The organism is Pseudomonas sp. JY-Q (assembly GCF_001655295.1).
In the GTDB taxonomy this organism is placed as follows: domain Bacteria; phylum Pseudomonadota; class Gammaproteobacteria; order Pseudomonadales; family Pseudomonadaceae; genus Aquipseudomonas; species Aquipseudomonas alloputida.
This window is the reverse complement of record NZ_CP011525.1, coordinates 2,848,843-2,875,596: the sequence shown is the minus strand read 5'-3', so window position 1 is coordinate 2,875,596 and position 26,754 is coordinate 2,848,843. Positions and strand designations below refer to the sequence as shown.

General features: G+C 60.5%; 29 protein-coding genes and 2 pseudogenes. 18 read left to right on the top strand and 13 right to left on the bottom strand.

The annotated features are described in order from the left end of the window. Positions 1 to 3: 3 nt before the first annotated feature. Genes aroE through AA098_RS13035 form a run of 5 tightly spaced genes read right to left on the bottom strand, consistent with a single transcriptional unit; the run spans position 4 to position 3,842 of the window. Positions 4 to 822, bottom strand: coding sequence for a shikimate dehydrogenase (gene aroE, locus AA098_RS13055; protein ID WP_014861125.1), 819 nt, complete (start codon positions 820 to 822; stop codon positions 4 to 6). Further along, positions 819 to 2,051 (bottom strand): CaiB/BaiF CoA-transferase family protein, encoded by a 1,233-nt coding sequence (locus AA098_RS13050; RefSeq protein WP_064614326.1) that lies wholly within the window; start codon positions 2,049 to 2,051, stop codon positions 819 to 821. Before AA098_RS13050 ends, aroE begins: the two co-directional genes overlap by 4 nt. Continuing rightward, positions 2,048 to 2,503, bottom strand: a complete 456-nt coding sequence (locus AA098_RS13045) for a MaoC family dehydratase (protein ID WP_064614324.1) — start codon at positions 2,501 to 2,503, stop codon at positions 2,048 to 2,050. Before AA098_RS13045 ends, AA098_RS13050 begins: the two co-directional genes overlap by 4 nt. Further along, positions 2,500 to 2,898 carry a VOC family protein gene (locus AA098_RS13040; RefSeq protein ID WP_003248238.1) on the bottom strand — a complete coding sequence of 133 codons (399 nt, stop codon included), beginning with the start codon at positions 2,896 to 2,898 and terminating at the stop codon, positions 2,500 to 2,502. The genes AA098_RS13045 and AA098_RS13040 overlap by 4 nt, the downstream gene beginning before the upstream one ends. Continuing rightward, the gene (locus AA098_RS13035; protein WP_064614322.1) at positions 2,895 to 3,842 is read right to left on the bottom strand and encodes a ketopantoate reductase family protein; all 948 of its coding nucleotides are present in this window, start codon (positions 3,840 to 3,842) and stop codon (positions 2,895 to 2,897) included. The genes AA098_RS13040 and AA098_RS13035 overlap by 4 nt, the downstream gene beginning before the upstream one ends. 93 nt (positions 3,843 to 3,935) lie before the next feature. Here AA098_RS13035 and AA098_RS13030 point away from each other — a divergent pair, with 93 nt between their 5' ends. The 9 genes from AA098_RS13030 to AA098_RS12990 all read left to right on the top strand — a co-directional run bounded on the left by AA098_RS13030 (position 3,936) and on the right by AA098_RS12990 (position 12,446). Next, positions 3,936 to 4,835 carry a LysR family transcriptional regulator gene (locus AA098_RS13030; protein WP_003248234.1) on the top strand — a complete coding sequence of 300 codons (900 nt, stop codon included), beginning with the start codon at positions 3,936 to 3,938 and terminating at the stop codon, positions 4,833 to 4,835. Positions 4,836 to 5,179: 344 nt separating this feature from the next. Then, on the top strand, positions 5,180 to 6,169 hold the full coding sequence (locus tag AA098_RS13025) for an aldo/keto reductase (protein WP_004576666.1): 990 nt from the start codon (positions 5,180 to 5,182) through the stop codon (positions 6,167 to 6,169). After that, positions 6,166 to 6,756: a flavodoxin gene (locus AA098_RS13020; protein ID WP_003248230.1), complete on the top strand. Its 591-nt coding sequence runs from the start codon at positions 6,166 to 6,168 to the stop codon at positions 6,754 to 6,756. Before AA098_RS13025 ends, AA098_RS13020 begins: the two co-directional genes overlap by 4 nt. Positions 6,757 to 6,780: 24 nt before the next feature. Continuing rightward, positions 6,781 to 7,773: an aldo/keto reductase gene (locus AA098_RS13015; RefSeq protein WP_003248228.1), complete on the top strand. Its 993-nt coding sequence runs from the start codon at positions 6,781 to 6,783 to the stop codon at positions 7,771 to 7,773. A 59-nt stretch (positions 7,774 to 7,832) separates the two neighbouring features. Next, positions 7,833 to 8,300, top strand: a complete 468-nt coding sequence (locus AA098_RS13010; RefSeq protein ID WP_003248227.1) for a cupin domain-containing protein — start codon at positions 7,833 to 7,835, stop codon at positions 8,298 to 8,300. Between the two features lie 229 nt (positions 8,301 to 8,529). Further along, the gene (locus AA098_RS13005) at positions 8,530 to 9,303 is read left to right on the top strand and encodes a carboxymuconolactone decarboxylase family protein (protein WP_064614320.1); all 774 of its coding nucleotides are present in this window, start codon (positions 8,530 to 8,532) and stop codon (positions 9,301 to 9,303) included. A 121-nt stretch (positions 9,304 to 9,424) separates the two neighbouring features. Then, complete coding sequence (locus AA098_RS13000) at positions 9,425 to 10,369, top strand: alpha/beta fold hydrolase (protein WP_177342694.1); 945 nt, start codon at positions 9,425 to 9,427, stop codon at positions 10,367 to 10,369. A gap of 49 nt (positions 10,370 to 10,418) precedes the next feature. Then, positions 10,419 to 11,471, top strand: coding sequence for an alpha/beta hydrolase (locus AA098_RS12995; protein ID WP_054888819.1), 1,053 nt, complete (start codon positions 10,419 to 10,421; stop codon positions 11,469 to 11,471). An 81-nt stretch (positions 11,472 to 11,552) separates the two neighbouring features. Beyond that, a complete protein-coding gene (locus tag AA098_RS12990; RefSeq protein WP_003248221.1) occupies positions 11,553 to 12,446 on the top strand; it encodes a LysR family transcriptional regulator in 894 nt (297 codons plus the stop codon). Positions 12,447 to 12,788: 342 nt separating this feature from the next. Here AA098_RS12990 and AA098_RS12985 read toward each other — a convergent pair whose 3' ends face one another. From AA098_RS12985 to AA098_RS12980, 3 genes and pseudogenes are all read right to left on the bottom strand, one after another. Continuing rightward, a complete protein-coding gene (locus AA098_RS12985) occupies positions 12,789 to 13,550 on the bottom strand; it encodes an SDR family NAD(P)-dependent oxidoreductase (protein ID WP_082916892.1) in 762 nt (253 codons plus the stop codon). Between the two features lie 156 nt (positions 13,551 to 13,706). After that, positions 13,707 to 13,901, bottom strand: a complete 195-nt coding sequence (locus AA098_RS30205) for a DUF6196 family protein (protein ID WP_346641559.1) — start codon at positions 13,899 to 13,901, stop codon at positions 13,707 to 13,709. Positions 13,902 to 13,970: 69 nt separating this feature from the next. Next, positions 13,971 to 15,227 (bottom strand): annotated as a pseudogene (locus AA098_RS12980) (NADH:flavin oxidoreductase/NADH oxidase family protein). 300 nt (positions 15,228 to 15,527) lie between these two features. On the opposite strand from AA098_RS12980, the gene AA098_RS12975 reads away from it, so the two are divergent. Further along, entirely contained in the window at positions 15,528 to 16,331 is an 804-nt protein-coding gene (locus tag AA098_RS12975) for a type 1 glutamine amidotransferase domain-containing protein (RefSeq protein ID WP_054888817.1), read from the top strand. A 114-nt stretch (positions 16,332 to 16,445) separates the two neighbouring features. Continuing rightward, positions 16,446 to 17,372, top strand: coding sequence for a hypothetical protein (locus tag AA098_RS12970; RefSeq protein ID WP_064615192.1), 927 nt, complete (start codon positions 16,446 to 16,448; stop codon positions 17,370 to 17,372). A gap of 15 nt (positions 17,373 to 17,387) precedes the next feature. Here AA098_RS12970 and AA098_RS12965 read toward each other — a convergent pair whose 3' ends face one another. Together AA098_RS12965 and AA098_RS30200 are read right to left on the bottom strand one after the other, a co-directional pair. Continuing rightward, positions 17,388 to 17,867, bottom strand: coding sequence for a MerR family transcriptional regulator (locus AA098_RS12965; protein WP_054888816.1), 480 nt, complete (start codon positions 17,865 to 17,867; stop codon positions 17,388 to 17,390). 137 nt (positions 17,868 to 18,004) lie between these two features. Then, a complete protein-coding gene (locus tag AA098_RS30200) occupies positions 18,005 to 18,742 on the bottom strand; it encodes an SDR family NAD(P)-dependent oxidoreductase (protein ID WP_371914696.1) in 738 nt (245 codons plus the stop codon). 6 nt (positions 18,743 to 18,748) lie between these two features. Between AA098_RS30200 and AA098_RS30195 the strand changes: the two genes are divergently transcribed. From AA098_RS30195 to AA098_RS12950, 3 genes and pseudogenes are all read left to right on the top strand, one after another. After that, positions 18,749 to 19,057 carry a hypothetical protein gene (locus tag AA098_RS30195; RefSeq protein ID WP_371914695.1) on the top strand — a complete coding sequence of 103 codons (309 nt, stop codon included), beginning with the start codon at positions 18,749 to 18,751 and terminating at the stop codon, positions 19,055 to 19,057. Between the two features lie 51 nt (positions 19,058 to 19,108). Further along, positions 19,109 to 19,240 (top strand): annotated as a pseudogene (locus tag AA098_RS29770) (histidine phosphatase family protein); the annotation flags it as partial. Between the two features lie 118 nt (positions 19,241 to 19,358). Then, entirely contained in the window at positions 19,359 to 19,874 is a 516-nt protein-coding gene (locus tag AA098_RS12950) for a GrpB family protein (RefSeq protein ID WP_019438508.1), read from the top strand. Positions 19,875 to 20,104: 230 nt separating this feature from the next. Here AA098_RS12950 and AA098_RS12945 read toward each other — a convergent pair whose 3' ends face one another. Beyond that, complete coding sequence (locus AA098_RS12945; RefSeq protein WP_064614314.1) at positions 20,105 to 21,106, bottom strand: zinc-dependent alcohol dehydrogenase family protein; 1,002 nt, start codon at positions 21,104 to 21,106, stop codon at positions 20,105 to 20,107. Positions 21,107 to 21,213: 107 nt separating this feature from the next. Here AA098_RS12945 and AA098_RS12940 point away from each other — a divergent pair, with 107 nt between their 5' ends. Beyond that, positions 21,214 to 22,092, top strand: coding sequence for a LysR family transcriptional regulator (locus AA098_RS12940; RefSeq protein ID WP_054888815.1), 879 nt, complete (start codon positions 21,214 to 21,216; stop codon positions 22,090 to 22,092). Between the two features lie 62 nt (positions 22,093 to 22,154). Here the strand turns inward: AA098_RS12940 and AA098_RS12935 are convergent, their stop codons facing one another. Then, positions 22,155 to 22,976: an AraC family transcriptional regulator gene (locus AA098_RS12935; protein WP_064614312.1), complete on the bottom strand. Its 822-nt coding sequence runs from the start codon at positions 22,974 to 22,976 to the stop codon at positions 22,155 to 22,157. Positions 22,977 to 23,105: 129 nt separating this feature from the next. On the opposite strand from AA098_RS12935, the gene AA098_RS12930 reads away from it, so the two are divergent. Next, a complete protein-coding gene (locus AA098_RS12930) occupies positions 23,106 to 23,624 on the top strand; it encodes a carboxymuconolactone decarboxylase family protein (protein WP_060537945.1) in 519 nt (172 codons plus the stop codon). 13 nt (positions 23,625 to 23,637) lie between these two features. Continuing rightward, the gene (gene grxC / locus AA098_RS12925; RefSeq protein ID WP_064614310.1) at positions 23,638 to 23,892 is read left to right on the top strand and encodes a glutaredoxin 3; all 255 of its coding nucleotides are present in this window, start codon (positions 23,638 to 23,640) and stop codon (positions 23,890 to 23,892) included. Between the two features lie 91 nt (positions 23,893 to 23,983). Here the strand turns inward: grxC and AA098_RS12920 are convergent, their stop codons facing one another. Further along, positions 23,984 to 25,078: a GNAT family N-acetyltransferase/peptidase C39 family protein gene (locus tag AA098_RS12920; RefSeq protein ID WP_004576679.1), complete on the bottom strand. Its 1,095-nt coding sequence runs from the start codon at positions 25,076 to 25,078 to the stop codon at positions 23,984 to 23,986. A gap of 94 nt (positions 25,079 to 25,172) precedes the next feature. Between AA098_RS12920 and AA098_RS12915 the strand changes: the two genes are divergently transcribed. Beyond that, positions 25,173 to 26,753 (top strand): RimK family protein, encoded by a 1,581-nt coding sequence (locus tag AA098_RS12915; RefSeq protein ID WP_064614308.1) that lies wholly within the window; start codon positions 25,173 to 25,175, stop codon positions 26,751 to 26,753. Position 26,754 lies beyond the last annotated feature (1 nt).

Below are 26,754 nucleotides of genomic sequence, written 5' to 3'. Positions count from 1 at the left end.
GACCTACTCCAGGGGAATCGTCAGCTGATCGATCACGGCACGTGTGTCGGGCCGCACCCCGCGCCACCAGGCAAACGCCTCGGCGGCCTGCTCCACCAGCATGCCGACGCCATCGGCCAGGCGCGCCTGGCCCTGCTCGCGAGCCAGGCGCAGGAAAGGCGTGAGGCCTTTGCCATAGGCCAGCTCGTAGGCCAAGGCCGCCTCACCCAGCACATCAGCCGGCAGTGGCGGCAAGTCAGCGGTCAGGCTCGCCGAGGTGGCGTTGACCACGATGTCGAACGATTGCCCTTCCAGCGCTTCGTAGCGGCTGATGCGCAGACGCGGGTGATCGAGCTCGTTACGCAGCGCCAGCGCCTTGGCCATGTCCCGGTTGGCGATCACCAGCTCGCGTGGGCCCGCCTGCAGGAACGGCAGCAACGCCCCGCGCACCGCGCCGCCAGCGCCCAGCAGCAGCACACGGCGGTTGCGCAGCGGCTCGCCAAGGTTCTCCTCGATGTCCCGCAGCAAACCGATGCCATCGAAGTTCTCGGCGACGATGCAGCCATCCTCGAACTTCAGCGCATTGGCCGCCCGTGCCAATTGCGCCCGCTCGCTGCGCCGGTCGGCCAGCTCGAAAGCACGCAGCTTGAACGGGGCAGTGATGTTCATGCCCTTCCCGCCTTCGCTACGAAACTGCAGTACCTGGGCTTCGAAGTCGTCCAGCGAGCCCTCGATAGCCCCGTATTCCAGCTGCTGGTTGCTGGCCTGGGCGAACAGGCCATGAATCAGCGGGGACTTGGTGTGGTTGATCGGTCGGCCGATCACTGCGTAGCGGTCGCTCATCGTGCATCTCCGTGGGTAAACAACACGCCATCCGCCTGCAAGGCAGTGATTTCTTCAGGGCTGAAGCCAAGCCCGGCGGCCACTTCGGCGTTGTGCTGGCCAAGGTCCGGGGCTACTTGGTGAATCGTGGTGTCGCAGTCGGAAAAGCGGAACGGCAGGTTGGCCAGGCGCAGCGTGCCGTAGCGTGGGTGCTGCTGCTCGATGACCATGTTGCGTGCCTGGATCTGCGGGTCGGCCAGCACTTCGTCGATGCGTTGAACCTTGGCACTGGGGATGTCGATGCCATCGAGCAACGCGAGGATCTCGGCCACCCGACGCGCGCCAACCCAGTCGCGGACCACCGCCAGGATCGCCTCGCGGTGGGCATTGCGGCCGTTGAGGCTGTGGTAGCGGCGGTCGCTACCGAACCCGGGCGGGCCGCCGTTGGCTTCGAGCATGGCCGCGAAGCGCTGCCAGGCATCGTCGACCTGGGCGGCGATCACCAGGTCGCCGTCGGTGGCGCGGAACACGCCGTACAGGGTCGAAGTGGGCATGTCGTGGCCGGTCTGCTGGGGCAACACAGTGCCACCGGACAGCGTGTAACACTGCACCGCGTATTCGTGCATCGACACCAGGGTGTCGTACAGCGCCATGTCGATGTGCTGGCCTCGGCCACTGCTCACCCGGCCGAGCAGCGCGGCATTGATCGCCGCCACCGCGTGGATGCCGGTGTACATGTCGCCCAGGGAAATACGCAGCAGCGGCGGTGCCTCGCCCGGCACGCCCACCATCTGCATGATCCCGCTCTTGGCCTCGGCGATCAGGCCGAAGCCGGCGCGGTGGGCGTCCGGCCCGGTATGGCCGTAGGCGGAAATCGAGCAGTACACCAGGCGCGGGTTGCGCGCCGACAGCTCGGCGTAGCCCAGGCCCAGCTTGTCCAGTGCGCCGGGGCGGTAGTTCTCGATGAACACGTCGGCCGAATCGGTCAGGCGCTGCATGAACGCCTTGCCGCTCGGGTCTTTCATGTTGACGCTGACGCCCTGCTTGCCCATGTTCAGCTGCAGGAAATAGCCGCTCTGCTGGTCGTCCAGGGTGAACGCATGCTGGCGGCCAGCGTCGCCGCTACCCGGCCGCTCGACCTTGATCACCTCTGCGCCGAGCGCCGCCAGGCAACGGCCGACATAGGGGCCGGCGAGGAAGTGGCTGTAGTCAATGACGCGGATACCCGCCAATGGCAATGCCTGGCTCATGCTGCTGCCCTCCGCGGCACCATCAACCGGTGCTCGCCACGTTGCACGACTTCGCCGTGCTGGTTGATCAGTTCCGAAGGCAGCACCACGATGCCCCAGCCAGGTCGGCTGTTGCTCGGGCGCATCGCCCCCACCCGCATGCGCACGTGAAGCACGTCGTAGACCTTGATCGGCAGCACGAAGTCCCAGGTCCAGCCCAGCGACATGCCCGGCACGAAGCGGTACTCGCACTGGGTCTTCAGGCCGTCGGCGATCGACAGCCCGAACAGGCCGTGGGCGACCAGGCAGCCAAAGTGGCTGGCGTTGGCGTAGGCCTCGTCGACATGCACCGGGGTGTGGTCGCCGGTGAGGTCGGCGTAGGCCAGGATGCGTTCGCGGGTCACGGTGTAGGTCGGGCTGATGCACTCATCGCCTTCGCGGGCATCGTCCCAGTACTTTTCAATCATGCTCATGCCTGCACCTCCGCGCGCGGGTCGATGGCCAGTGCCTGGGCTACGCATTTGGCCGGCAGCGCCTGGATGAACTCCACCGCCAGGCCATCAGGCAGGCGCAGCCAGTTGCGGCCCTGGGGCATCTCACTGACGCCAAAGCGTTGGGCGGCGGCCAGCGCCGCTTCCAGGTCTTCGCACATGATGCCCAGGTGCGCCAGGCGCCCTTCCGGGCCAGCGAAGTCCGGCTGGTGAATGAACTGCAGGCCGCCGAGGGTCCAGTACTGTGCCGGCTGCTCGACGTCACCCTGCACTTCACGCATGGTCATGCCGCACACCTCGCTGAAAAAGCGGATATGCCACTGAATGTCCTGCACCCAGAACGCCACGTGTTCGAGGTAGGCTTTTGACTGGCTCATGGGGTTTCCCTCTTCTGGTGATCGGCCATGGCGCGCTCGATACCCTTGATGCAGGCCACCAGGGTCGCGTTGACCGGCGTGGCCACGCCATGGCGCTGGCCCCAGCGCACGACGGAGCCGTTGATGAAGTCGATTTCGGTGATCGAGTTTTTTTCCAGGCTCTGCAGCATCGAGGTGCGGAAGCTCGCCGGCAGACCCTCGGCGGCCAGTGACCAGGCAGCCTCGGGGCTGGTCAGGCTCAAGCGGATGCCGGCGCGCTCGGCCACGGCAATGGCCTCGGCCACGGCGGCCTTGGCGGTGCTTTCCAGCAGCGGCGAGCTGTACAGCTGGCCGTAGCTGAGCATGGTGATGCCGCTCAATGCACCGGTGGCGACGTTGACCAGCAGCTTGTCCCACATGGTGCCGAGGATGTTGTCGCTGACCGTGGTGGCCAGCCCGGCATTGTTGAACGCTTCGGCGATGGCCTGCACGCGGGGCGTCAGCTGGCCGTCGAGCTCACCGATGAAAGTCTGTTTGCCGGCCACACCGGCGCGGATCGAGCCCGGTGCGAGGAGCACGCCGCCGACATAGGTCTTGCCAGCCAGCACCCGCTCGCGCCCCACCACTTCGGCCAGGATGTCCTCGTGGCCGAGCCCGTTCTGCAGCGACAGCACCAGCGTCTGTGGGCCTATCAGCGCGAGGGCACCGGCGATGGCCTCGGCAGTGTGAAACGACTTCACCAGCACCACCACCAAATCGGTCACGCCAACATCTTCGGCTTCAATGGCCGCGTTGACCGGTACATAGCGCTCGCCCCGTTCGTCCTGTACCCGCAGCCCATGCTGGTTCATCGCCTCGACGTGCGCGCGGCCGCGGTTCAGCAGCCAGGTTTCATGCCCTGCCTCGCTCAGGGCTGCGCCAATGGCGCACCCCAGTGCACCGGCGCCCAGAATGCAGATTTTCACGTCGCAGACCTCCTGTGATTTGCGATCACCTTATGCAGCGGGGTTTATTTGCGCTATACAATGACCTCAATACAGCTATTGAGAATCTCAATAATGACTACCCTGGAGGCCCTGCCCGAACCCAAGCTGCTGCAGCTGTTCGACGTGCTGTACCAATGCCGCAGCGTGACCCGCGCCGCCGAACAGTTAGGGCAGAGCCAGCCGACCATCAGCATCTGGCTGGCGCGCCTGCGCGAACAATTGAACGACCCGCTGTTCGTGCGTACGCCGGGCGGCATGGCCCCTACCCCCCGCGCCGATCAGCTGATAGGGCCGTGCCGCGAGGTGCTGGAATCGCTGCGCCGGCTGACCGCCTGGGAGCCACAGTTCATCGCCGCCACAGCGCAGCGGCGTTTTCGCCTGTGTGTCAGCGATGCCAGCCACATCACCTTGCTGCCCAGCATCCTCAACCATCTGCGCAGCCATGCACCGGGCATCCGCCTGGAGGCGGCGCGGATCGACGGCAATACCGAGAGCGCGCTGGAGTCGGGCGAAGCGGACCTGGCCATCGGCTTCGTGCCTTGGCTGGGAGGGGGGATGTATCAGCAGGTGCTGTTCGAGCAGGACTGGGTGTGCCTGAGCAACCCGCAGCATCCGCGCCTGGGCGATGGCATGAGCCTGGAGCGGTATCGGGCCGAGGGGCATGTGCAGATCAGTTTCGGCACCGGGCAGAAGCTGCTGGAAGCGGGATTGGCGCGGGCCGGGATAGAACGGCGGATCATGCTCGAGCTGCCAGCGTTTCTCGGGTTAGGGATGATAATCGGGACTACCGATCTCCTGGGCACCTTGCCGCGGCATATCGGGCAGACACTGGCCGATATGCATGGGCTACAGGTCCATGACTGCCCGTTCGAAGTGGAGGGGTTCACGGTCAAACAGCATTGGCATGCCCGCTATCATCAGGACAATGGAAATCGATGGTTGAGGGAAGTCGTTCGCGGATTGTTTCAGTAAGCCCGCCAAGCAGGCTCCCGTTTCGACTTGGATAGCAGGTCTGATTCAAGCCATCCGCTCTGGCCGCACGCCTATCTTCGCGAAGGATGGGCTTGGGTCGTAAATTGGCATTCACGACCGGCCGCTTTCGACCAGAAGCGGTCGCTCGATTATTTACTATTACGCGAACGGCCTGTTTCTGAGCACTTGCTTAGGGCGTCTAGGCGTCCATGAGGACACAGTCGCCACCTCCCGATTTCTGGGACTGATGAGCAAACCTCATGAACCCTTGCCGATTTCACCGTCTAGTCCCCGCTCGTTAGCTCGCTTACTGTTCTCCCAACGCCAAATGTCGGGAGATCCAAATGCACAAGCGCACACTCGGAAACAGTTCACTCGAAGTGTCAGCCCTGGGTTTGGGTTGCATGGGACTGAGCCATGGCTACGGCCCGGCGACTGACACAAAACAAGCCATTGCGCTGATCCGATCGGCGGTTGACCGAGGCGTCACGCTCTTCGATACCGCCGAGGTTTACGGCCCTTACCTGAACGAACAAGTGGTAGGCGAAGCCCTCGCCCCGGTGCGCGATCAAGTGGTCATCGCCACCAAGTTCGGCTTCACCTTCGGCGACGACAATAAACAGCAGATTCTCAACAGCCGCCCTGAGCACATCCGGGTCGCGGTCGAGGGTTCGTTGCGTCGACTGAAGACCGATTACATCGATCTGCTTTACCAGCACCGCGTCGATCCGGATGTGCCGATCGAGGACGTCGCCGGGGTGGTGAAAGACTTGATTGGCGAAGGTAAGGTCAAGCACTTCGGCCTGTCAGAAGCTGGTGCGCAGACCATTCGCCGTGCGCACGCGGTGCAGCCGGTCGCAGCGTTGCAAAGCGAATACTCGCTGTGGTGGCGCGAGCCTGAGCAGGAAATCCTGCCGACGCTGTGGGAGTTAGGCATCGGCCTCGTGCCGTTCAGCCCATTGGGCAAAGGTTTTCTCACCGGCACGGTGTCGGCGCAGGCCACTTACGGCAGCGACGATTTCCGCAGCATCGTTCCCCGTTTCAGTCAGTCGGCGCTGCAAGCCAATCAGGGACTGGTGGTGTTGATTCGTCAGATCGCCGCGCAGAAACAAGCGACACCCGCACAGATCGCACTGGCATGGCTGCTCGCTCAGGCGCCATGGATTGTGCCGATTCCGGGGACAACCAAACTGCATCGCCTGGAAGAAAACCTCGGCGGCGCGGACATCACGCTTGACGCCTTCGAACTTAAGGCAATTGATACAGCGCTGGCGCAGATTCGCATCGAAGGCGAGCGTTATCCCGAGGCCCTTAAGGCGCGCGTGGGTCGATGAGCAACGATCACGACCCGCTGCGGCGCACGGTGATCGCCGCACTGGCCAGCGCCCCGCTGCTGTCGCTCGCCGACACGCAAGGCGTCCGTCAAACACCGCGCTCAGGCTCGCGGATTCTGGTCGCGTACTTCTCGCGCTCAGGCAATACCCGCGTGGTCGCCGGGCTGATCCAGCGTGGACTCGGTGCCGATCTCTTCGAGATTCGCCCGGCCCACGCCTACCCCGAGGACTATCTGCAAACCGTGGAGCAAGCGCGTCAGGAGCGTGACAGCGGCTTCGAGCCCGAGCTGCAAAACAAGGTTCACGCCCTCAGCGACTACGACACGATCTATCTCGGCTTTCCGATCTGGGGTGAAACCGCCCCGCCCATCGTGCGCGCCTTTCTCAGCGCCCACGACCTGACCGGCAAGACCCTCATCCCCTTCAATACCCACGGCGGTTATGGCTTGGGCAACAGCCGCAGCGTGCTGGTCGAGCACGCGCCTAAGGTTAGGGTTCTCGAAGGTTTTGTGATGGAGAGTGAGCAGGAGCGCAAGACCATGGAACGTGTGAACGGCTGGCTGAGCAATCACCCCTGCACGCGTTAATCGAATTCTGTACGGAGTGACATCATGAAAATCCGCACGTTGGGCAATGGCCTGGAAGTGTCTGCACTGGGCCTTGGCTGCATGAGCATGACCTCGGCTTATGGGCCGGCTGCCGACAAAGCCGGCATGATCAAGCTGATTCGTTCGGCCCACGAGCAAGGCATCACTTTGTTCGACACCGCCGAAGCGTATGGCCCGTTCGCCAATGAAGAACTGCTGGGCGAGGCCTTGCAGCCGATCCGCGATCAGGTCGTCATCGCCACCAAGTTCGGCTTCGATATCGACCTGATCACCGGCGCACGCGGCGGTGGAACCAACAGCCGCCCGGAACATATACGCGCCGTGGCCGAGGCGTCGTTGAAGCGTCTGCGCACCGATTGCATCGACCTGTTTTATCAGCACCGCGTCGATCCGCAGGTCCCCATCGAAGACGTCGCCGGCACCGTCAAGGATCTGATCGCTGAGGGCAAGGTCAAGCATTTCGGCTTATCTGAGGCGGGTGTGCAAACCATTCGCCGGGCGCACGCGGTGCAAGCGGTCACAGCGGTGCAGAGCGAATATTCGCTGTTCTGGCGAGGCCCGGAGTTGGAGCTGCTGGCCGTACTGGAAGAACTGGGAATCGGTTTCGTACCGTTCAGTCCCCTCGGAGCCGGTTTCCTCACCGGCCAGATCGATGAGCACACGCAGTTCGATGCCAGCGATTTCCGCAACTTCGTCCCGCGTTTTTCCCCTGAAGCGCGCAAGGCCAATCTGGCATTGGTCGAGGTGGTGAAAGCCGTCGCGCAACGCAAACACGCCACGCCGGCGCAAGTGGCGCTGGCCTGGTTGCTCGCACAGAGACCGTGGATTGTGCCGATCCCAGGCACGACCAAACCCCATCGACTGGAAGAGAACCTGGGCGCAGTCGAACTGCAATTGACCGGTGACGATCTGCGCGAGATCAACCAACAGATGGCGCAGATTCAAGTGCACGGTGAACGCCTGCCGGAATCGGCACTGAAGATGACCGGACTCTGAGTCTGCCCAACGCGGCGCCACGTGCGGCGCCACTTTCGCGTCTGAACGGAGTTGACCCGATGAACCGATTGATTGCACCACTCGTTGCTTTGTCATTCATGGCGGCAGAATCCCAGGCCGCCAGCGAAATCCGCGTTACGCCGAACGGCTCGCAGCCCTCGGTCAAGGGCGCTGCTCAAAACTTTACCGGCACGGTGCGCGTTGATGGCCTGTTCAACGGTGATGCGCCGGCGCGCATCGGCGGCGGCACGGTGACCTTCGAGCCCGGCGCACGCACGGCGTGGCACACCCACCCGCTGGGGCAAACGCTGATCGTCACCGCCGGCGTCGGCTACGTGCAGCAAGAGGGCGGCCCGCGACAGGAAATCCGGCCGGGCGACACTGTCTGGATTCCGCCGCACACCCGTCACTGGCATGGCGCCACGGCCAGCAACGGCATGACCCACATCGCCATCGCTGAAGCCGAGGACGGCAACACCGTCACCTGGGCAGAACAGGTCTCGGAGGCGCAATACGCCGGCCAATGAAGTTACGGAATGTGTCGAAGTTGCTCGCCCGGCACCTTTATCGCAGTCCGTCATCCGCCCTGCAGGCCCCGCATCAGCGGGGTCGCGCCGGAATTGCAGCGGTAAGGTCAAGGTCGACTCATGAGCTCTGCTCAGAAGTCCATGCGCAATTTCGGGGTTAATCGATACAACCATCCTCCGTACGATCCAGCGACACCCCGGTGACCTGCAATGGATGGAGCCTTTCACGATGACCATTGACGCACGCAACAACGCTACCCTCCCCGCACTCATGGCGCTTTGTCTGGGCATCGGGGCGATGTTCAGCGTTACCACTCAAGCAACCGAGGCATCGCAGACCATGGCCAGCAAGCCCGCCAGCGCAGCCACCTTGTCGCGCCAACAACAAACGATCCCTCTGATCGCCGCGTTCATGGCGACCAGCGACATGCCCAACCTCAACACCGCGCTCAATCAAGGGCTCGATGCCGGCCTGACCATCAGCGAAACCCGGGAAATTCTGGTGCAGCTGTACGCCTATGTGGGCTTCCCGCGTAGCCTTAACGCCTTGAACGAGCTGATGACCGTGGTGCAGGCGCGCAAAAAGCGCGGTATCGAAGACGCGCCGGGGCGTGAGCCGAGCCGGCCGACCCCGATCGGGGATGAGTTGCTGGCCGCCGGCACTGCGAATCAAACCCGGATCTCCGGCGCCCCGGTCAAAGGCCCGGTGTTCGAGTTCGCGCCAGTGATCAACCGTTTCCTGCAAACCCACCTGTTCGGCGACATCTTCGAGCGTGACAACCTCGACTGGCAAAGCCGCGAACTGGCGACCGTCGGGGCCCTGGCGGCAACGCCTGGGGTCGAGCCGCAACTACGCTCGCACATGGCGGCGAGCCTGCGCGTCGGTCTGAGCCCGGCACAGTTGCACGAGGTCACGGAACTGCTGAAAAAACACGGCGACGCGCAGACGGCTGAACGCGCCAACACCGCGTTGGCCCAGGCCCTCGCGGCGTCGGGGAAATGACATGAAATCTGCAAAGTACCTGCTGAGCATCACGCTGTTGAGCCTGTTGGCGGCCTGCGCGAACCACCCCGATGGCCCGTTGCTGATTCAACAACAAGGCAGCTTCGCCGCAGGCGGAACGGTGACCACTGCACCGGGCACCTTCAACCCGTACCAACCGATGACGCCCAACGGCCAGACCTACCATGGTGACCATGCCTACGCCTTCTATCAAATCCCGGTGGATGCGCGAAAGCTGCCCATCGTCATGTGGCACGGTGCGGGTCAGTTTTCCAAGACCTGGGAAACCACCGCCGATGGTCGCGAAGGCTTTCAGAACATCTTTCTGCGCCGCCATTACGGCGTCTATCTGATTGATCAGCCCCGGCGTGGCGATGCCGGGCGCAGCATGGTCGAGACCACAATCAAGCCTGTGCCTGACGAACAACTGTGGTTCAACCAGTTCCGCATCGGCTTGTGGCCCAACTACTTCAAGGGCGTACAAGTGGCACAGGACGCCCAGACCCGCGAGCAGTTTTTCCGGGCGATGACGCCGAACACCGGGCCGTTCGACATGGGCGTGGTCGCTGATGGCGTGTCAGCACTTTTCGACAAAATCGGCCCAGGGATTTTATTCACCCACTCGCAAGGTGGCGGGCCGGGCTGGTTGACGGCGATCAAGAACGACAAGGTCAAGGCCATCGTGGCGTTCGAGCCGGGAAGCAGCTTCGTGTTTGCAGATGGTGAAGTGCCTGCGCCGATTCCCAGCGCGTTCGACACGGTGCAAGGCGCGGCGGTGCCGATGGAGCAATTCATGGCCCTCACTCGCATTCCGATCCTGATCCTTTACGGCGACAACATCCCGGAGCAGGCGGTCGACCTGCCCGCTCAGGACAGTTGGCGCGCACGCCTGAAAATGGCCCGGCTCTGGCGTGACGCGGTCAATCGCCACGGCGGTGATGTGAGACTGATCCACCTGCCGGAGATCGGCATTCACGGCAATACCCACTTCCCCATGTCGGATCTGAACAACGTGCAGATCGCTGACCTGGTCGCGCAATTCCTCAGAGATAAACAGCTGGACTGACCCAAACACATCTGCAACTGCCGCCCTTTTGATTGCTCAGGAGCTTCACGTGAAAAACACTCTCAAAGCCACGCTCATGTCGGCATTGGTCGGCCTCTCGGCGGGCGAAGCCTTGGCCGCCGATTACAAAAAGAACCCGTTCACCCTCTCCTACGACGGCGCGATCAGCAAGAACGAACCGGGCAAGGTCAACATCCACCCGGTCAGCTACAAACTCAATGGTCTGGACATCGCCGCCAACGTTTACACGCCAGCCAACTACGATGCGAAGAAGACCTACCCGACCGTGGTCGTTGCCCACCCCAATGGCGGCGTGAAAGAACAAGTCGCCGGTCTGTATGCCCAACGCCTGGCCGAACAGGGCTACATCACCATCACGGCCGATGCGGCTTATCAGGGTGCCAGCGGTGGTCAGCCGCGCAGCATCGATAAACCGGCGTATCGCATCGAAGACATTCACGGCATGGCCGACTTCATCAGCCAATTTGCCGGCGTCGATGACAAGCGTCTGGGCCTGCTCGGCATCTGTGGTGGCGGTGGTTATTCGTTGGCGGCAGCGCAAACCGACAAACGCTTCAAATCGCTGGCAACCGTGAGCATGTTCAATTCGGGCCGGGTACGTCGCAACGGCTACAACGACTCGCAACTGGACAGCATTCAGCAACGCCTGCAACAGGCGTCAGCAGCCCGCGCGCAAGAAGCGGCCGGCGGCGCGGTGCTGTACTCGGGCGATGCCAACCTCACCGACGAGCAGATTGCCAAACTGCCGTTCGAGCTGTATCGCCAAGGTTATGAATACTACTGGAAGACCCACGCGCACCCGAACTCGACCTTCAAATACACCACCAGCAGCCTGATCGACTTGATGCGTTTCGACGCCACTGACCATATCGAGCTGATCAACCAACCGTTGCTGATGATCGCGGGCAGCAAAGCCGATAGCCTGTACATGACGCAGGACGCCTTGCCCAAAGCCACCGGCACCACCGACAAGGAAGTGTTTATCCTCGACGGCGCGACGCACATCGAAACCTATTGGGTGCCGCGTTATGTCGATGCCGCAATTGGCAAACTGACCGCGTTTTACGCCCGCACCTTGTAATTACCGCTCTTGGGGTCGCGCTTCCGTGTGTAACCTGCTTTCATGGATTAATCCCGCGCCCCTCATGAGAGGTTCTCATCAATGTCACGCGCCAATCTAAACGACCTGCAAGCCTTCGTGGTCATCACTCGCGAAGGCAGTTTCACCCGCGCGGCCGCTCAGCTTGGCGTCTCGCAGTCAGCGCTGAGCCACACCATGCGCGCGCTGGAAAGCCGATTGGGCGTCCGCCTGCTGACACGTACCACCCGCAGCGTGTCGCCCACCGAGGCGGGTCAGCGGCTGTATCAATCGATGGCGCCGAGGTTCGATGAAATTGAACTCGAACTGGCTGCGGTCAGCGAGTTTCGTGACACCCCAGCAGGCAATGTGCGGATTCAAGCATCCGAACATGCCGCCAACAATATTCTGTGGCCCAAGCTATTGAAGGTGCTACCCGACTATCCGGACATCAAAGTCGAAATCACAGTCGACTACGCCCTCTCCGACATCGTCGCGCAACGCTATGACGCCGGAGTACGTTTGGGAGATCAGGTGGCTAAGGACATGATCGCCGTTCCTATCGGCCCACCCTTGCGCATCGCGGTCGTGGGCTCACCCGAGTATTTCAAACAGCGGCCGGTGCCGAAGGAGCCCGGTGATCTGGCCGCGCAAAATTGCATCAATCTACGCCTACCCACTCATGGCAGCCTGATGCAGTGGGATTTTGAGAAGGATGGTCACGAACTGAAGGCCCGTGTCGAAGGACAATGGACGTTCAACAGCAGCCTGCCGATCCTGCGTGCGGCCGTGGCGGGATGTGGCTTGGGGTTCCTGCCGGAGGACATGGTGGCGAAGGAGCTAGCGGACGGTAGCCTTGTGCGGGTATTGGAAGATTGGTGCCAACCCTTTGCCGGTTACCATCTCTACTACCCCAATCGCCGAGAACATTCGTCAGCGTTTGGCGTTGTAGTTGAAGCGTTACTCTACAAGCACTGAGTCATCGACCTTCAAGGCGTCTGACTTTTACCCGCCCCACAAACCCGCGAATGAGTAGATATCTTTGATCGATTGCAGGCGTACGCGACCGATTGCAATCGGTCGTTAGAAGTCCTTCGTGAAGGGCTGCTTTGGGTCCAGGCTGTGTGAAAACGCCTGCGATTGTCTAACCTTCTGATCGTCGAGATCGTGGCGCCAAGGCTGAGCATCTTCGGCATCGTAGGGCTACTTGAGGCGATCAGGGCGTGAATCCCGCCGCTTGCTGGCCCGTAAACAGGCATGTGGGCCAGCAAGCGCCCCATATGGCCTTCTTCTCTTCTGCTCCACCGGAACACGCTAAACCTAAGTCAGATTCAACCCACCGTCTGAAAGGAGTATCTCGCCGGTCAAGTAGTCCGACTCGACCAGCATGACAACAGCTTTTGCGATGTCGTCTGGGCTGGCGGCCCTGCGCATGGGTGCGCGAGTTCGCCACAACTCTTGGGCCTCTGTCCACTCTGCGGTCAGAGGCGTGTCGACCAAGCCAGGCGCCACAGCGTTTACGCGAATGTCTGGCCCCAGCGATAGCGCGAGCAAGCGGGTCATGTGATTTAGCGCAGCTTTGCTTACCGCATAGGGAATCGATGCGCCCTTAGGACGGGTACCGGCATGCGAACTGATGTTTACGACGCAACCTGCTCGACGGTAACGGGCGGCATCGCGCAGTGCCGACTCGGCCAAAGCAACCAGATGGAACGGTGCCACGACATTAACCTCGTTAAGCTCGTGCCACACCGTCGAACTGGCAGCGGCAAGGTCGCCGTGCGCAATGACTCTGCTAATACCGGCGTTATTGACCAGTACGTCGAGCTGCCCCCACGCGGCGATAGCCTCGTTAACAAGCCTGACCCTGTCAGCTTCGACAGCAAGATCAGCTTGCATGTAAATAGCCTGCTTCATTTCGGCAACCATCGCGCGTCCCGTATCCGCAGAATTTCGCGAATGGAGCACCACCGCATAGCCTGCCCGGCTAAGGACACGTGCAATGGCTGCACCGATACCGGACGTTGATCCTGTCACCAACGCAACGCGTAATGCGTTATCGGTTGTCGGATTGGGTGTCATATGGATATCTCGAATGGAGTGCTAAAGAGTAAGCGGCCAGCGTACACACCTTGCACAGATCAGTCAGCCATCCGCAGATGCGGAAGCAGTTGCTCGGTCTCACTGGCTCACTGCGTCGGCAGCCGCGTCAGCACATCGTTTAGCTACGCGCATGGGTCATGACCCTTCAGCCGCGCAGAAGCTGACAACGGGGGACACGCGAACATATCCGCTACCGGGAAACGCCACCTCCCCGTCTGCTTGGCCATCTACCAACGTCTGGATCTCTGCGAAGACATCTGAAGCCAGGCTAGCCGGGACGACCCAATTATCAAAAATCCCGCCCTCCTCTCGATTCTGGCCACAAGTCACAAAATGCCGGTCCCAAACTTCTGCTTCAGGCGCATTGCCAAACAGCCAACGAGCCCTCTACAGCGATCGTCATCTTGCGTCTCCCAGGCCCTTGTCATGCGCAGACGTTTCAATCCATTTTCGATACTGGCGCGTGCGATAAGCCATGAAGAGCTGTTGCACGATCAGCGCGCGCAACGGCGAAACGCTCGGATCAGGCTTTTTAGCCCGGCTGAGTTTGCGCAGTTGAAACTTCACTACTGCCATGTTTGCCAAGGATGCGATGGCTTTGTTTTTCCAGGTGATCGCCGGCAATTGAGGGGCGTTGTCTTTGCCCTGCAACCAGTCACGAGGCAAGTGCGGATCGATGGCTAACGCCGTGCCGATACCCACCATGTCCACACCGCTCTGCACGACGCTTTCGGCCACCGCGCGGCGACGTATACCGCCAGTGACCATCACCGGCATTTTGGCGACGGTTTGGAGATCACGGGCGAACTCGACGAAATAAGCTTCGCGAGCCAGGGTGCGACCATCGCGCGCGTCACCCTGCATGGCGGGTACTTCGTAGCTGCCTCCCGATAACTCCACCATGTCTACGCCCAGGTCGTTGAGCCACTCAACGACCTTTTTCGCGTCTTCGGTGGTGAACCCTCCGCGCTGGAAATCGGCGGAGTTGAGTTTGACCGCCACTGCAAAATCCACAGAAACCACGGCCCTGACCGCCTTGACGATTTCGAGCAACAGACGCGCCCGATTTTCCAGAGAGCCACCCTACTCGTCCTTCCTTTGGTTGGTCAACGGCGAAAGGAACTGGCTCAACAAATAGCCGTGGGCCGCGTGGATCTCCACACCTGTGAATCCGGCTTGTTCGCCCAGGCGTGCGGTGTTCGCAAAGCGCTGAATAACTTCTTCGATCACGCCGGGGGGCATCGCGTGAGGCGTGGCAAAACGCTTGGACATTGTGCCCAGTTCCAGCGGCACGGCTGACGGTGCCCAGGTTTTTTGCCCAAGATTGGACTGCATCTGCCGCCCTGGGTGGTTAATTTGCAACCAGAACTGCGCGCCGCCGGATCGACCAATACGCGCCCAGCGCTTGAACTTGTCCAGTTGCTGATCGTCCTGTAACACCACACCACCCGGTCCGGTCATGGCGCGGCCGTCGACCATCACATTGCCGGTGATAATCAGGCCGGCACCACCGTCGGCCCACGCTTGATAGAGACGCATGAGTGCTTCGGAAGGCGCCTGGTCGGCATCCGCCATGTTCTCTTCCATGGCGGCTTTGGCGATTCGGTTCTTGACGGTCGAACCGTTGGGAAGCATCAGGGTGTCGAACACATTCATGGAGCAGTCCTCAACTGGATATGCGGCCACCTTAAGTTTGAAGTCGACTTTAAGGTCAATACCTTTTTCAAGGTCAGTCGATTTTCAACGCGCCAGCACCTGGCAAGTGTGTCACCCGATGGGCGCCCGACAACCGAGTGGGGTGTTCAATCGAAGTCTTGGCAGCACCGGGTGAACAGCTCGAGCGCGAATCAAACCCCAGCGCCAGATGCGTCGGAAATTATTTGCAGCATTGGGGATTGACCTTAAAGCGAGGTTTAAGGTGAGCATGCGCTGACCTGCTTGAGTAATGGAACTCGGGTGATGCTCAAGACCGTTGTTTCTTATGCGTTGGTACTGATAGGTAGCGCTTTCATGACATTTTCAACTGCTGGCACCGCCGCTTCCACAATGACTGCCAAGAATCGCCAAATGCTGGTGATTCTGACCAATCACGCCAGATATCCCTCACGCACCGATTCCACGGGGTTGTGGCTTACTGAGCTGACGCATTTCACCGATGTGGTGGAGGCGGCTGGCTACAGCACAGTTTTTGCCAGTCCCAAAGGCGGTGCGGTGCCACTGGACGAGCGCAGTCTCGGTTGGCTCTACATGGACAAAGCCGCGCGTGAGCATTTGCAGTCCCCGGCCTTTCGCACTCGCTTGCAAAACACGCTGCCGATCGCCGATATCGATCCGTCCCAGTTCGGCGTCATCTACTTCACCGGGGGCCATGGCGTGATGTGGGACTTCCCCAATAATCCCGACCTGCGACGTGTCGCCGAAACCATCTACAACCAGGGTGGCATCGTCTCGGCCGTCTGCCATGGCGTAGCGGGCCTGCTGGATCTGAAGGATGAAAAGGGCCAGTTGATCATCAAGGGCAAGAACATCACCGGCTTCTCTGATCGCGAAGAGCTGTTCTCCGGCATGAAAAGCCAGGTGCCCTTCGTCCTTGAGGACAAGTTGGTGAGTCAGGGGGCTCGGTACCGCAAAGGCTGGCTGCCCTTCACGTCATTTGCCATCACGGATGGAAGGCTTGTCACCGGCCAAAACCCTCAATCACCCAAAGCCGTAGCTGAAGCCGTGGTGGCAGTGCTCTCTGGCAACAACGTCGCTCGCTGACCCCTCAAGCAGTTCCCACCCGCGGAGTAAGACCGATTGAAACTCGCACGCACCGTATTAACAGGATTGCTGTTCAGCTCAATTGCCAACCAAGGGTTGGCGGGGACGCCTGAAATGCTCACGCCGACTGAAACCAGCACAATCGAAATCGCAGGCCACCCAGTGCCGGTCGTCAAAGGCGGCCTGTACGACCGTTATCGCTCGAACCCGCCCTTGTCGGTGATTGCAGCAGAGCTGCCGGGTGTTGATTTGAGCTGGTTCAAAGGACTGGAAAAGCACAAGGTCGACATCGGCTTCGAGTCATACTCCCCGAACTTCTACTACCAGAACAGTCGGGTAACGGCTGTCTACACGGCCGACTTGAACGCACTTCGGGCATTGATGCCGCCGGAATTACTAGCAACCGCATCCCCCCTGCAAGTCTGGCCAGGCCGGGGCTTGGTTGCGTTTACTGCATACACCTATGAGCATTGTGATAACGACGCCTATAACGAAGTGGCCGTGTCGATCATTACCAACACGCCAGGCAAAGCCAATCTGGGTCCGTTCACACTGATTGGCCAGTCGATGTCCGGCGACTTCTGGGGCTATGTGCTCAAGCTGCCGGTCAACACCGAGCTTGCACGGGTGCGTGGTGTCGTCGGTTACAACCTGCCTAAATGGCTGACCGGTATCGACCGCAAAGAAGATGCCCAGTCTGTGGTCTATGACATCACCGACAGCCAGACCGGAAAAGTCGACGTGTCCTTCAAAGCGAAGAAACTCGACAAGCTCTCTCGCGAAGTCGATATCGTCACCAGCAGCTTCACCAATCTCGATCATCAGGGCCAGTTGGCATACGGTTATGCGGTTTCCCGCCAACTGCGTCACGGCTCGAGCCGCGACGCAGATTCAGCCACCCTCACACTAGGCGACGGCGCTCTGTCGAATTACCTCCGCACCCTGAAGTTGGGGAAAATGATGAAGTACGAATACGTGCCAGCGTTTCAGAGTGCGCTCTATGCACCCAAACCGCTCGCCGGCCTGATTGGCGAGCGCTGAGACCTTTTGCGCCTGTCAGGCCCCGGAAGCCTGGCGGGTGTTTTTTCTCGTTGAAGACGTTACCGCACGCTTGCCGGACGCTTGACCAACCCCTTCTTCACGCAAACGATTTATCAGCATTTGCGCATTGTCCGCACACGCCATGCCTTCGGGCTTACCCTCGATGCCTTCGATGACGAGCAGAAGTTGCGCTTTGTTTTGTGCCAGCCGTTCCTCCAGCGCACTGATTTCCTCAACCTTTTGCTTGAGCCCAGTGAGCAACTCGGCGTGCCGCCAGCCACTGGCGTCCATCGGCATCAACTGCCGGATCTCCTCCAAAGAAAAACCTGCTGCCTGTGCGCTGGTTATGAGTTGCAGCACCCATTCGGTATCAGGCGCATAGTCCCGGTATCCATTGGCCTTGCGCTCGACGGCGCTGATCAAGCCACTGGCTTCATAGAAACGGATGCGTGACGGAGCCAGCCCACTGATTTTTGCCAGTTCGCCTATTCTCATACCTCACCCTGAAAAACCTATTGACCTTAAAGTTGACTTTAAATCTAAAGTCATCGGGCGGCCAAGCACAACGTGTGACTTGGTCGCCTTGGTTTCATAGGGAAGCGGAGGCCGCGGATTCGATCATTCGTACACAATCACGCGTTCAGTGGCCGCTGATATCGTTCAGCCGCGTGGGTTTGTCGAATGTCAGACATCAGCCCTTGACGTGCACCTTCCAGTGCATCCCAGCGCTCGCCAACATGAAGTGGCGGGATGGTTACCAACTCGCGACGGTCGAAACCGACAAGTGCGGCATCGACCAGCTCACCGACCTCCATCACCTCCGGGAGTGTGTTGACGTCAATGCCGGCACGCGCCCAGATCTCGGTACGGGTCGCGGCTGGCAGCACCGCTTGCACGTACACGCCCTTGGGTGACAGCTCCTGACTCAGCCCCTGTGACAGAAACAGCACGAAGGCTTTGGTAGCGCCGTAGATGGACATGCCGAACTCGGGCAATTTCCAGGCGTGACGCTTACCACGGCGGTCAGTGTTTCCTTGCTTCCCCCCATCGAGGAGAACTGCCTGAGGGCCGACGCCGACGCAGATGACTACTACCGCAGCAAGATCCTCGCTGACCGTGTCGTGTTGTCGTTCCTTGAGAGCCACCCCCAGATGCATGCCTGTATGGTCCTGCCTGGCTGGATGTGGGAGCCTGGCGACATTGGCCCAACCTCGTCGGGGCAACTGGTCAACGATGTGGTACAGGGCAAGTTGCCCGGGTTGATCCCTGGCAGTTTTTCCATTGTCGATGCCCGCGATGTGGCATTGGCACACATTGCCGCAGCCAGACATGGACGCCGAGGTGAGCGCTATCTCGCGGCGGGTCGACATATGACAATGCGCGAACTGATGCCTGTTTTAGGACGCATGGCGGGCGTCAAGACACCCGCCCGACAAATACCGCTGCCCTTTCTATACACCTTGGCGGCTGTTCAGGAGATCTATGCGCGCCTGACCGGCAGACCCATTCTGCTGAGCATGGCCACGTTGCGTCTACTGGTTCGAGAGCAGGACCGCACCCGTTTCGACCAGCGCAAGAGTGAACAGGAGCTTGGGCTGAGTTTCCGGGCACTCGAGCTGACAATCGCCGACACCGTGGCGTGGTACCGTGATCATGGCGGGTTTGAAAAAGGCAGCCTGCTGTGAGCGGGGAAATAATCCTGATGCGCCACGGCCAGCCAAAACGAGTCACAGCCGTTGTTCGGTCACGGTTTCATGAATCGGATGATCTCCAAACACCTGATGGCAGACGGATGGAAACATCAAACGCGTAACGGCAGCCAGTATTGGAGTGCGACGGTCTATCGATATGCAGGTGTTGAAGCTTGAATCGCCCGGATTCCGAATACACATATCGGCGACAGTGATTGACCTGTAAGTGAGTGGCAAAAGCACACGCCTTGATGGACAATCCGGCGCCTCGAGGATTTATCGCCAAGGAACGGACATGGCACTGACCAGCAAGATTACCCCCTACGATCCCACATGGCCCGCCCGCTTCCTGACAGACAAGCCACTCATTGCCTCGGCATTCGACGCTGAACTGATTGCTATCCACCACGTTGGAAGCACGTCTGTCCCAGGGCTGGCGGCGAAGCCCGAACTCGATGTGCTCATTGAGGTTCACGCGCATCGCAATACCTCGACGCGGGACGAGGTGTTGATGGCTTTGGGGTATGTACGGGGAAGTGATCTGTCAGAGGGCCATCATTTCTACCGGCGCAATGTGGATGGGATTCGTACGCACAAGCTCCATGTTTGTACCCGCGACCACCTGACGATCACTCAGATGCTGGGGTTCAGAGATTTGCTCAGGCGCGATGCCTCGATCCGCCAACAGTATGAAACGCTGAAGCTTCAGTTGGAGTCGAGCAATACGGGTGGGATGGCTGAGTATCTAGAGAAAAAGGCGCCTTTCATTATCGCGGCGCTGCTTCATGCCGGTATAACCACGCGTGAATGATCGATTTTTCTGGCACACCCTTTCCTCCCGACAGTAGCGACGAAGTCACCACTTCGATTGCGGCCAGCTTGACCGGCCGCCGGCAACGCCTGGAACAAAGCCCCTCATATCAAGGAACAACTTTCATGATCACTTGCCATGTCCCCCTTTGGCAGTTGTTTGTGAAGGCCAGCCAAGGCTGGAAACGGGCATTTCTGGCAGGTAATTGCTGATTAATAAAGCTCGGGAGACTATTCACTTACCAACTGGATAACCGTCTTGCCCCTGCCGCGACCTTCCGCAACCTGTCGGAATGCGTCGTTGACCTCATCCAATGCAAACTGTTGCGGGTCCACCCGGATCGCCAGTTGCCCGGCATTGGCCAGAACGGCAGCCTCGCGCAGGATACTTCCATGGTGTTCGCGTCCCTTGCCGGTTAGCAGCGGTGCCAGGGTAAATACGCCCGAGTAGGTGGCACTTTTGAAGGATAAAGGCGCGAGGCTGTGCTGGCCCCAACCGAGGCAGCTGAGTACGTGCCCGGTATACGGCTTTACTGCCTTGAATGACGCGTCCAACGTGCTGCCGCCGACGGTGTCATAAACGATGTCGAAACCCTCCCCAGCCGTAAATTGTTCGACATAGGCCTCTACACGCTGCGTTTGATAGTCAATCGCCGTGGCCCCCAGCGCGCGAATGAAGTCGAGATTGCCCGCCGAACCGGTGGCGTAGACCTCGGCACCGCGAGCCTTGGCCAATTGCACCGCAACTTGGCCGACGCCACCTGCGCCGCCATGGATCAACACACGCTGACCACTACGAACATTGGCGTGATCTACCAAACCTTCCCAGGCGGTGATGAATACCAACGGCAGCGCGGCAGCCTCACGCATGCCGAGTGCATGCGGCTTTGATGCAATCAGCCTGGCATCCACGGCGATGTATTCGGCCAGGGTGCCTTGGGCGCCGCCGATGCCGCCGGCCATGCCGAAGACCTCCTGGCCAGGCGTGAAACCATCAACCGCCTCGCCCAGTTCGACGACCATCCCGGCGAGATCCAGGCCAAGCACGGCCGGCAACTCCTGGCGGGCGTGAGCACCCGCACCGATCGCAATCTTGGTGTCGAGCGGGTTGATCCCGGCGGCGTGAATCCGCACCAAAACCTGCCCCTTACCGGGCACAGGGCGGGCGATGTGGCGCACGACCAGCGGGGTCTGGGCGGATTCGGCGATAGCGGCAAGCATGGTCTGATTCATGACGGAAACCTCTGAATGAATGGACGCTTACAGGTTGCACCGCCTTCCTCATTCCGATAAGAAACTAAATTTGGATATTACTTATTCCCCAAAGAGGCCCAATAGCGATGGATCTGTTCGACAGCATGCGCATCTTCGTGCGCGTCGTGGAGCGTGGCTCGTTTTCCGCAGTGGCTCGGGAGCTGAACATGGGGCAGCCGGCAGTCAGCAAGCAGGTCCGTGCGTTGGAGCAGTACCTGGGCGGAGCCGTGTTCGCCCGCAGCACCCGGCACCTCGCCCTCACCGATCAAGGGCAACGCTTCTACAGCCACTGCCAGGAGATTCTCAGCCAGCTAGAGCATGCCACGCGCAGCTTCGCCAGCGGCCAGGAGCAGATCGCCGGCCCCCTGCGAATAGCCGCACCGGTCAGCTATGGGAGGCTGTGCATAGCGCCCCTGATCGGGGCTTTTCTACAGCGCCACCCCGATGTGCAGATCGACCTGCGCCTGAACGATTACAACGAAGACCTGCTCATGGAAAACATCGACCTGGCCATCCGCATTGGTGTGGTGAAGAGCGAGGGGCTGGTGGCCGTGCCCCTGGGCACCAGCACACGGCGAGTCTATGCTGCACCGGCCTATCTCGAACGCCATGGCCGGCCACGCGAGCCCGCCGAACTGGCAGGCCACAACTGCATCGCCTTCACCTTGCTTGAGCATTACGACCGCTGGCACTTCACCCGTCGTGACGAAGCACTTGAGGTTGCAATCAAAGGCAACGTCACCAGCAACAACAGCGAGGCCATTCGTGAACTGGTCCTCGGTGGCCTGGGCATCTCCCTGTCTCCCCAATGGCTGTTTGCTGCAGACTTCGAGCAGGGTAGCGTGTGTAGCCTGCTCGACGAATACCAGACGACCGCGCTGCCGGTCAGCGCCGTGTTCAGCCGTGAGCGGCGCCGCTCGGCAAGGACGATGGCGTTCATCGATTTTCTTCGGGAGAACGTATAAACCACCCCGATGGGGCGCAGGACCTCGCTCATTGCCTGGCGTACACGTCGGTCGACCAGGCGTCACACCGTCCCCTGCTGCAGCCATTGTTTCGGGCTCGCGCCCACCTTGCGGCGAAAGGTTCGGGCTAGCGCAGAAGGACTTTCGTAGCCGACCTCATCGGCGATCAGGGCAATGGGGCGCCCTTCGCGAAGGCGTTTTTGCGTCAAACTGATGCGCCAGTTCGCCAGGTAGTCCGCAGGCGTAATACCCACGATCTCGCGAAAGTGCGAAGCGAAGCTTGCCCGCGACATGCCCGAAAGATTCGCCAGTTCCGCCACCGACCAATTGCGCTGCGGCTCATCGTGGATCCCCACAAGCGCGCGAGACAGCTGAGCATTGGCCAGACCCGCCATCATTCCCGAGGCGATGCTGCGGCTGGCGATCAGGTGGCGAAGCAGCTGAATGATCATCAGCTCGAACAAGCGATTGAGAATGACATCACGACCACACTCATCTCCAAAGGCTTCTTCGAACAGCCAGTCAAGGGTGCCATCAAGGCCGTGCAATTCGCCAAGGGGCTTGATGATGAAGTCCGGCAAAGCCAAGGTCAGCGGATTGTTGGCGCCGCCATCGAACTGCAGGGTGGCGCACACTAACTCCGCTTCATCAGCGTCGGTGGCCAGCAAGTGATGCTCCTGCGGGCGCACCGCCAGAATCAGGGTGGGTTCGGTCAACTCGATACGCTGGCCACGCTTGTCCTTGAAGGCCAGACGCCCCGAGCGCAACAGATGGGCGTGGCCGACACTGTGTTGCCCAAGGTGGGTCGTTCCACAGAACCCGCCCTGGTGAAACGCGCTAGCGTGCAGGTTGAAGTGCTTAAGCAGGGTCGACAGTCGGTCCATAGCGCACTCAGGTTTAGACGATCTGTTGCATAACTTCGACGATCTGAAGCCGAAAGAAAAGTCTGCCTCTCTAGTATGGACTCCACGCTTGATAGACAAGCCGGTTAATACACCTATTGGAGAACGACCATGACTCGAATTACCGCTCTCTCGCTGGACCAGGCCCCTACTGGCTCGCGCGCAGCCCTCGAAGGCATTCAAAAAGGTCTCGGCTTCATTCCCAACGCATTCAAGACCCTGGCGCACGCTCCGGTCGCGCTCAATGGTTACCTGGGCCTCGCCCAAGCGTTGGGTAAAAGCTCACTGAGCGCCGCCGAGCGTGAAGTCGTTGCCCTGGCCACTTCGGAAATCAACGGGTGCGACTACTGCCTGGCTGCACACACCTTCTTCGGCGGCAAGGCGGGTTTGAGCGATGAGGCCGTAAGCCAAGCCCGAGCCGGCACACTCAGCGCGGTTGCCGCACTGGCGCAGCAGATCACGGCAAGGCGCGGCCAGTTGAGTGACGAGCAGATCGCTGCCGCGCGTGAGGCAGGGCTTACTGATAGCAAGATCGTGGAGGTGGTGGCACAGGTCACGCTGTTAACCCTGACCAACTACCTGAACAACATCGCCGCTACCAATATCGACTTTCCGCCATCGGCAAACTAGGAGGGTAACCGCCATGAGCCCTGTGACTATCTATACCACCCCGCACTGCCCATACTGCCTGAGCGCCAAGCGACTGCTGTCGAGCAAGGGCATCACCCCTGACGAAATCAACGTTGAAGCGTCACCCCTGCACCTGGCGGAAATGATGCAACGATCCCAACGCCGAACCGTCCCACAGATATTTGTTGGCAAGGTGCATGTCGGCGGCTTCGATGACTTGGCCCGTCTTGACCGCAAGGGCCAGCTCGAGGCATTGCTTCACGCTTGAAGCGCAAAGTGCTCCGGCATGTGAGCCCATCCGGAGCACTATTCATGTTCACTCAATGCCCATGCCATACGTGCCCACCTGCACAGCCGTTCTATCGCCCGCGCAACAGCACAGCGGCCCTAACCCGCTGCCTGCCAAAACTGCTCATGCGCTGAAATTCGGCATGGCTTACTGGCAGATGCTGGCAGTCCAGGATGCGTTTTTGGCGGCTGTGATCCACATCAGGATCATGCAGGTACACGAATTCGTCATCGCAACCCGTGACCAAGATCCAGTGCGGGGCCTTCAGACGAGTGAAACGGTAGCTGCTAATCAGCACCACCGGTCTGAACCCGGCTTGCAACGCTGACCGCACATCTAGGCCGGGCGCCAGCACCTGATGCACGTCGGTTTCGGCCAACGCCCCGGCAAAGCCGTCCTCGACCAATTGCATTACGTCTTTTTTCTGCGCGCTGCGCACCCCATCGAGGAACAGCGATCCAGGCTGGCTGACCACCATGCACACCTCGAACCCGCGGCGCCAAGCCGCCAGTGCAAGCCCCTGCGGGCTGCAGCCGCCGTGCCCTGCCGTCATGAAGATGGTGGTCGCTTCCCGCCACAGTTGAATTTCCTCGCTGCGGTGCATGGCCCGCCCTTGTTCGACCGCAGCCATGGCCATCAAAAGGCAGGCCGCTCCGCAGGTGAACTCGGTCGTTTGCGCGTAGTACGGCACTTGCCGTGCAGGGGGCGGAGCACTGCGCAGGATACGCTTCTCGAAACGCAGCGCCTGGCTGTGGTCTTCGTAGTAGTTCTCAACCACAGCGAAGCGTTGATAGCCATTGCTTTCGTACAAGCTGATGGCCGCAGGGTTGTCCGCGCGCACCTCCAGACGCAGCCATGCGCAATTACGCTCTAGCGCACTTGCCTGGGCCTGCTCCAGCAACTGCTGGCCCAACCCATGGCCGCGCCAGGCCGGGCTTACGGCAATTGAATACAGACGGGAAAGTGACGTGCCGCGATGGAACAGCAGCAGCGCATAGCCGGCCAGATGGCCCTGTTGTTCAGCGACAATAAGGCAGGCATTGGCGCGTCGCACCATCCAGTTGAAATTACGCGGGCTCAGGCGGTCGAGGGTGAAACAGTCCTGCTCCAGGGCAACCAGCGCATCGATATCGGCCACCGATGCAAAGCGAAAATCAAAAGCCATGGCAACACCGTAATGTTTGAGTAACGAACCGGGACAGGTCGGGAAACCCGTGATTTATTGAAGGGGCGTCTTCTTCAACAGGGATCGAATACTCATGTCAGCGGTGCAAGCCAACGTGGCCGAAGTATTGGCCAAAACCGAAGTTTCCACAATAACCCTCTCCGAGGAGCCACCCAGTAAGCGGAGCGCCGGTAACCGCTTGTTGATCGTGGTGGAGCGCAAGGAAGACTGGGCCAGCTACTTTCCCAGCGAGAGCCTGATGCTGGCCCAGGATTACTTTGAACACAGCGACGACGTTGCGAGGCGTACGCAGGTAATCAACCTGTGCCGCAGCTACAAGTATCTGGGGCAAGGCTACTACTGCTCGCTGCTCGCCGAGGCACGGGGCCACAAGGTGTTCCCGTCGGTGCGAACCATCAGCGAGCTTACCCGCAAGGCACTCTATGGCGTGGGGCTGGATGACCTGGAACGCACGCTGGAGCGAGCCCTGGCCGATCACCCCTATGGCAGCACCGAAGCCTTCACCCTCACCTTGTATTTCGGGCGGACCGCCATTGAACCCCTTCAGGATATCGGCCGACAGCTGTTCGAGTCGTTCCCCTGCCCTGTCTTGCTGGTGGAGTTTCGCAGGCGTGACACCTGGCAGATCGACGGGATCAAGGCCGGCGCGCTGCACAAACTGCGGGATGAGCAGCAGCACTTGTTTGCCGACGCGCTGGATGCCTTCAACCGCCGGACGTGGCGCCAGCCCGCCTCCAAACGCCTGGCCCGGTTCGACCTGGCGATTCTGCATGACCCGGCCGAGGCGCTGCCACCTTCCAATCCTGAGGCGCTGGAGCAGTTCATCGAAAACGGCAAACAGCTGGGCATCGATGTAGAGCTGATCGAAAAGAAGGACTATGCACGCCTGGCCGAATTTGACGCCTTGTTCATTCGGGAGACCACGCGGGTGGACGACCATACCTATCGCTTTGCCAAAAAGGCCGAAAGCGAAGGCCTGGTGGTGATCGACGACCCCTCCTCCATCCTGCGCTGCACCAACAAGGTGTATCTCGCCGATCTGCTCAAACGCCACAACCTCGGCGCACCGGCCACGGAAATCCTGTACAAGGACCGCCCGCAGGAACTCGAGCTTGTGGGCCGGCGCCTCGGTTTTCCGCTGGTGTTGAAGATTCCCGACGGCTGCTTTTCGAAAGGCGTGATCAAGGTCGCCGACGCCCAGGCACTGGCCTCGGCGGCACAGGAGTTTTTCGAACACTCGGTACTGTTGCTGGCCCAGGAGTACTGCTACACCGAATACGACTGGCGTATCGGCGTACTCAACGGTGAGGCGCTGTACGCCTGCCAGTACTTCATGTCCAAGGGCCACTGGCAGATCTACAACCACAAGGCCCAGGCCGGCGAAGTCAACGGCCTGTGCCGCGCGGTCCCGGTGGAACAGGCACCGCCCGAAGTCGTAAAGCTGGCCGTCGACACTGCCAGGCTGATCGGGCAAGGGCTGTACGGTGTGGACCTGAAGCAGACCGGCGACCGCGTACTGGTGATCGAAGTCAACGACAACCCCAACCTCGATGCTGGCACCGAAGACGCCGTGCTGGGTAACGCGCTTTACCAGCGAGTGCTGCAGGCTTTCGTGCAGCGGCTTGAACGTAAACACCTCGGCCAGGCCTGGTAAA

Excerpts from the sequence above, each read along its gene's own strand:
- aroE (WP_014861125.1), bottom strand. The coding sequence starts at position 822 with ATGAGCGACCGCTACGCAGTGATCGGCCGACCGATCAACCACACCAAG.
- AA098_RS13050 (WP_064614326.1), bottom strand. The coding sequence starts at position 2,051 with ATGAGCCAGGCATTGCCATTGGCGGGTATCCGCGTCATTGACTACAGC.
- AA098_RS13045 (WP_064614324.1), bottom strand. The coding sequence starts at position 2,503 with ATGAGCATGATTGAAAAGTACTGGGACGATGCCCGCGAAGGCGATGAG.
- AA098_RS13040 (WP_003248238.1), bottom strand. The coding sequence starts at position 2,898 with ATGAGCCAGTCAAAAGCCTACCTCGAACACGTGGCGTTCTGGGTGCAG.
- AA098_RS13030 (WP_003248234.1), top strand. The coding sequence starts at position 3,936 with ATGACTACCCTGGAGGCCCTGCCCGAACCCAAGCTGCTGCAGCTGTTC.
- AA098_RS13025 (WP_004576666.1), top strand. The coding sequence starts at position 5,180 with ATGCACAAGCGCACACTCGGAAACAGTTCACTCGAAGTGTCAGCCCTG.
- AA098_RS13020 (WP_003248230.1), top strand. The coding sequence starts at position 6,166 with ATGAGCAACGATCACGACCCGCTGCGGCGCACGGTGATCGCCGCACTG.
- AA098_RS13015 (WP_003248228.1), top strand. The coding sequence starts at position 6,781 with ATGAAAATCCGCACGTTGGGCAATGGCCTGGAAGTGTCTGCACTGGGC.
- AA098_RS13010 (WP_003248227.1), top strand. The coding sequence starts at position 7,833 with ATGAACCGATTGATTGCACCACTCGTTGCTTTGTCATTCATGGCGGCA.
- AA098_RS13005 (WP_064614320.1), top strand. The coding sequence starts at position 8,530 with ATGACCATTGACGCACGCAACAACGCTACCCTCCCCGCACTCATGGCG.
- AA098_RS12990 (WP_003248221.1), top strand. The coding sequence starts at position 11,553 with ATGTCACGCGCCAATCTAAACGACCTGCAAGCCTTCGTGGTCATCACT.
- AA098_RS12985 (WP_082916892.1), bottom strand. The coding sequence starts at position 13,550 with ATGACACCCAATCCGACAACCGATAACGCATTACGCGTTGCGTTGGTG.
- AA098_RS12970 (WP_064615192.1), top strand. The coding sequence starts at position 16,446 with ATGCTCACGCCGACTGAAACCAGCACAATCGAAATCGCAGGCCACCCA.
- AA098_RS12965 (WP_054888816.1), bottom strand. The coding sequence starts at position 17,867 with ATGAGAATAGGCGAACTGGCAAAAATCAGTGGGCTGGCTCCGTCACGC.
- AA098_RS30200 (WP_371914696.1), bottom strand. The coding sequence starts at position 18,742 with ATGTCGACCCGCCGCGAGATAGCGCTCACCTCGGCGTCCATGTCTGGC.
- AA098_RS30195 (WP_371914695.1), top strand. The coding sequence starts at position 18,749 with ATGCGCGAACTGATGCCTGTTTTAGGACGCATGGCGGGCGTCAAGACA.
- AA098_RS12950 (WP_019438508.1), top strand. The coding sequence starts at position 19,359 with ATGGCACTGACCAGCAAGATTACCCCCTACGATCCCACATGGCCCGCC.
- AA098_RS12945 (WP_064614314.1), bottom strand. The coding sequence starts at position 21,106 with ATGAATCAGACCATGCTTGCCGCTATCGCCGAATCCGCCCAGACCCCG.
- AA098_RS12940 (WP_054888815.1), top strand. The coding sequence starts at position 21,214 with ATGGATCTGTTCGACAGCATGCGCATCTTCGTGCGCGTCGTGGAGCGT.
- AA098_RS12935 (WP_064614312.1), bottom strand. The coding sequence starts at position 22,976 with ATGGACCGACTGTCGACCCTGCTTAAGCACTTCAACCTGCACGCTAGC.
- AA098_RS12930 (WP_060537945.1), top strand. The coding sequence starts at position 23,106 with ATGACTCGAATTACCGCTCTCTCGCTGGACCAGGCCCCTACTGGCTCG.
- grxC (WP_064614310.1), top strand. The coding sequence starts at position 23,638 with ATGAGCCCTGTGACTATCTATACCACCCCGCACTGCCCATACTGCCTG.
- AA098_RS12920 (WP_004576679.1), bottom strand. The coding sequence starts at position 25,078 with ATGGCTTTTGATTTTCGCTTTGCATCGGTGGCCGATATCGATGCGCTG.
- AA098_RS12915 (WP_064614308.1), top strand. The coding sequence starts at position 25,173 with ATGTCAGCGGTGCAAGCCAACGTGGCCGAAGTATTGGCCAAAACCGAA.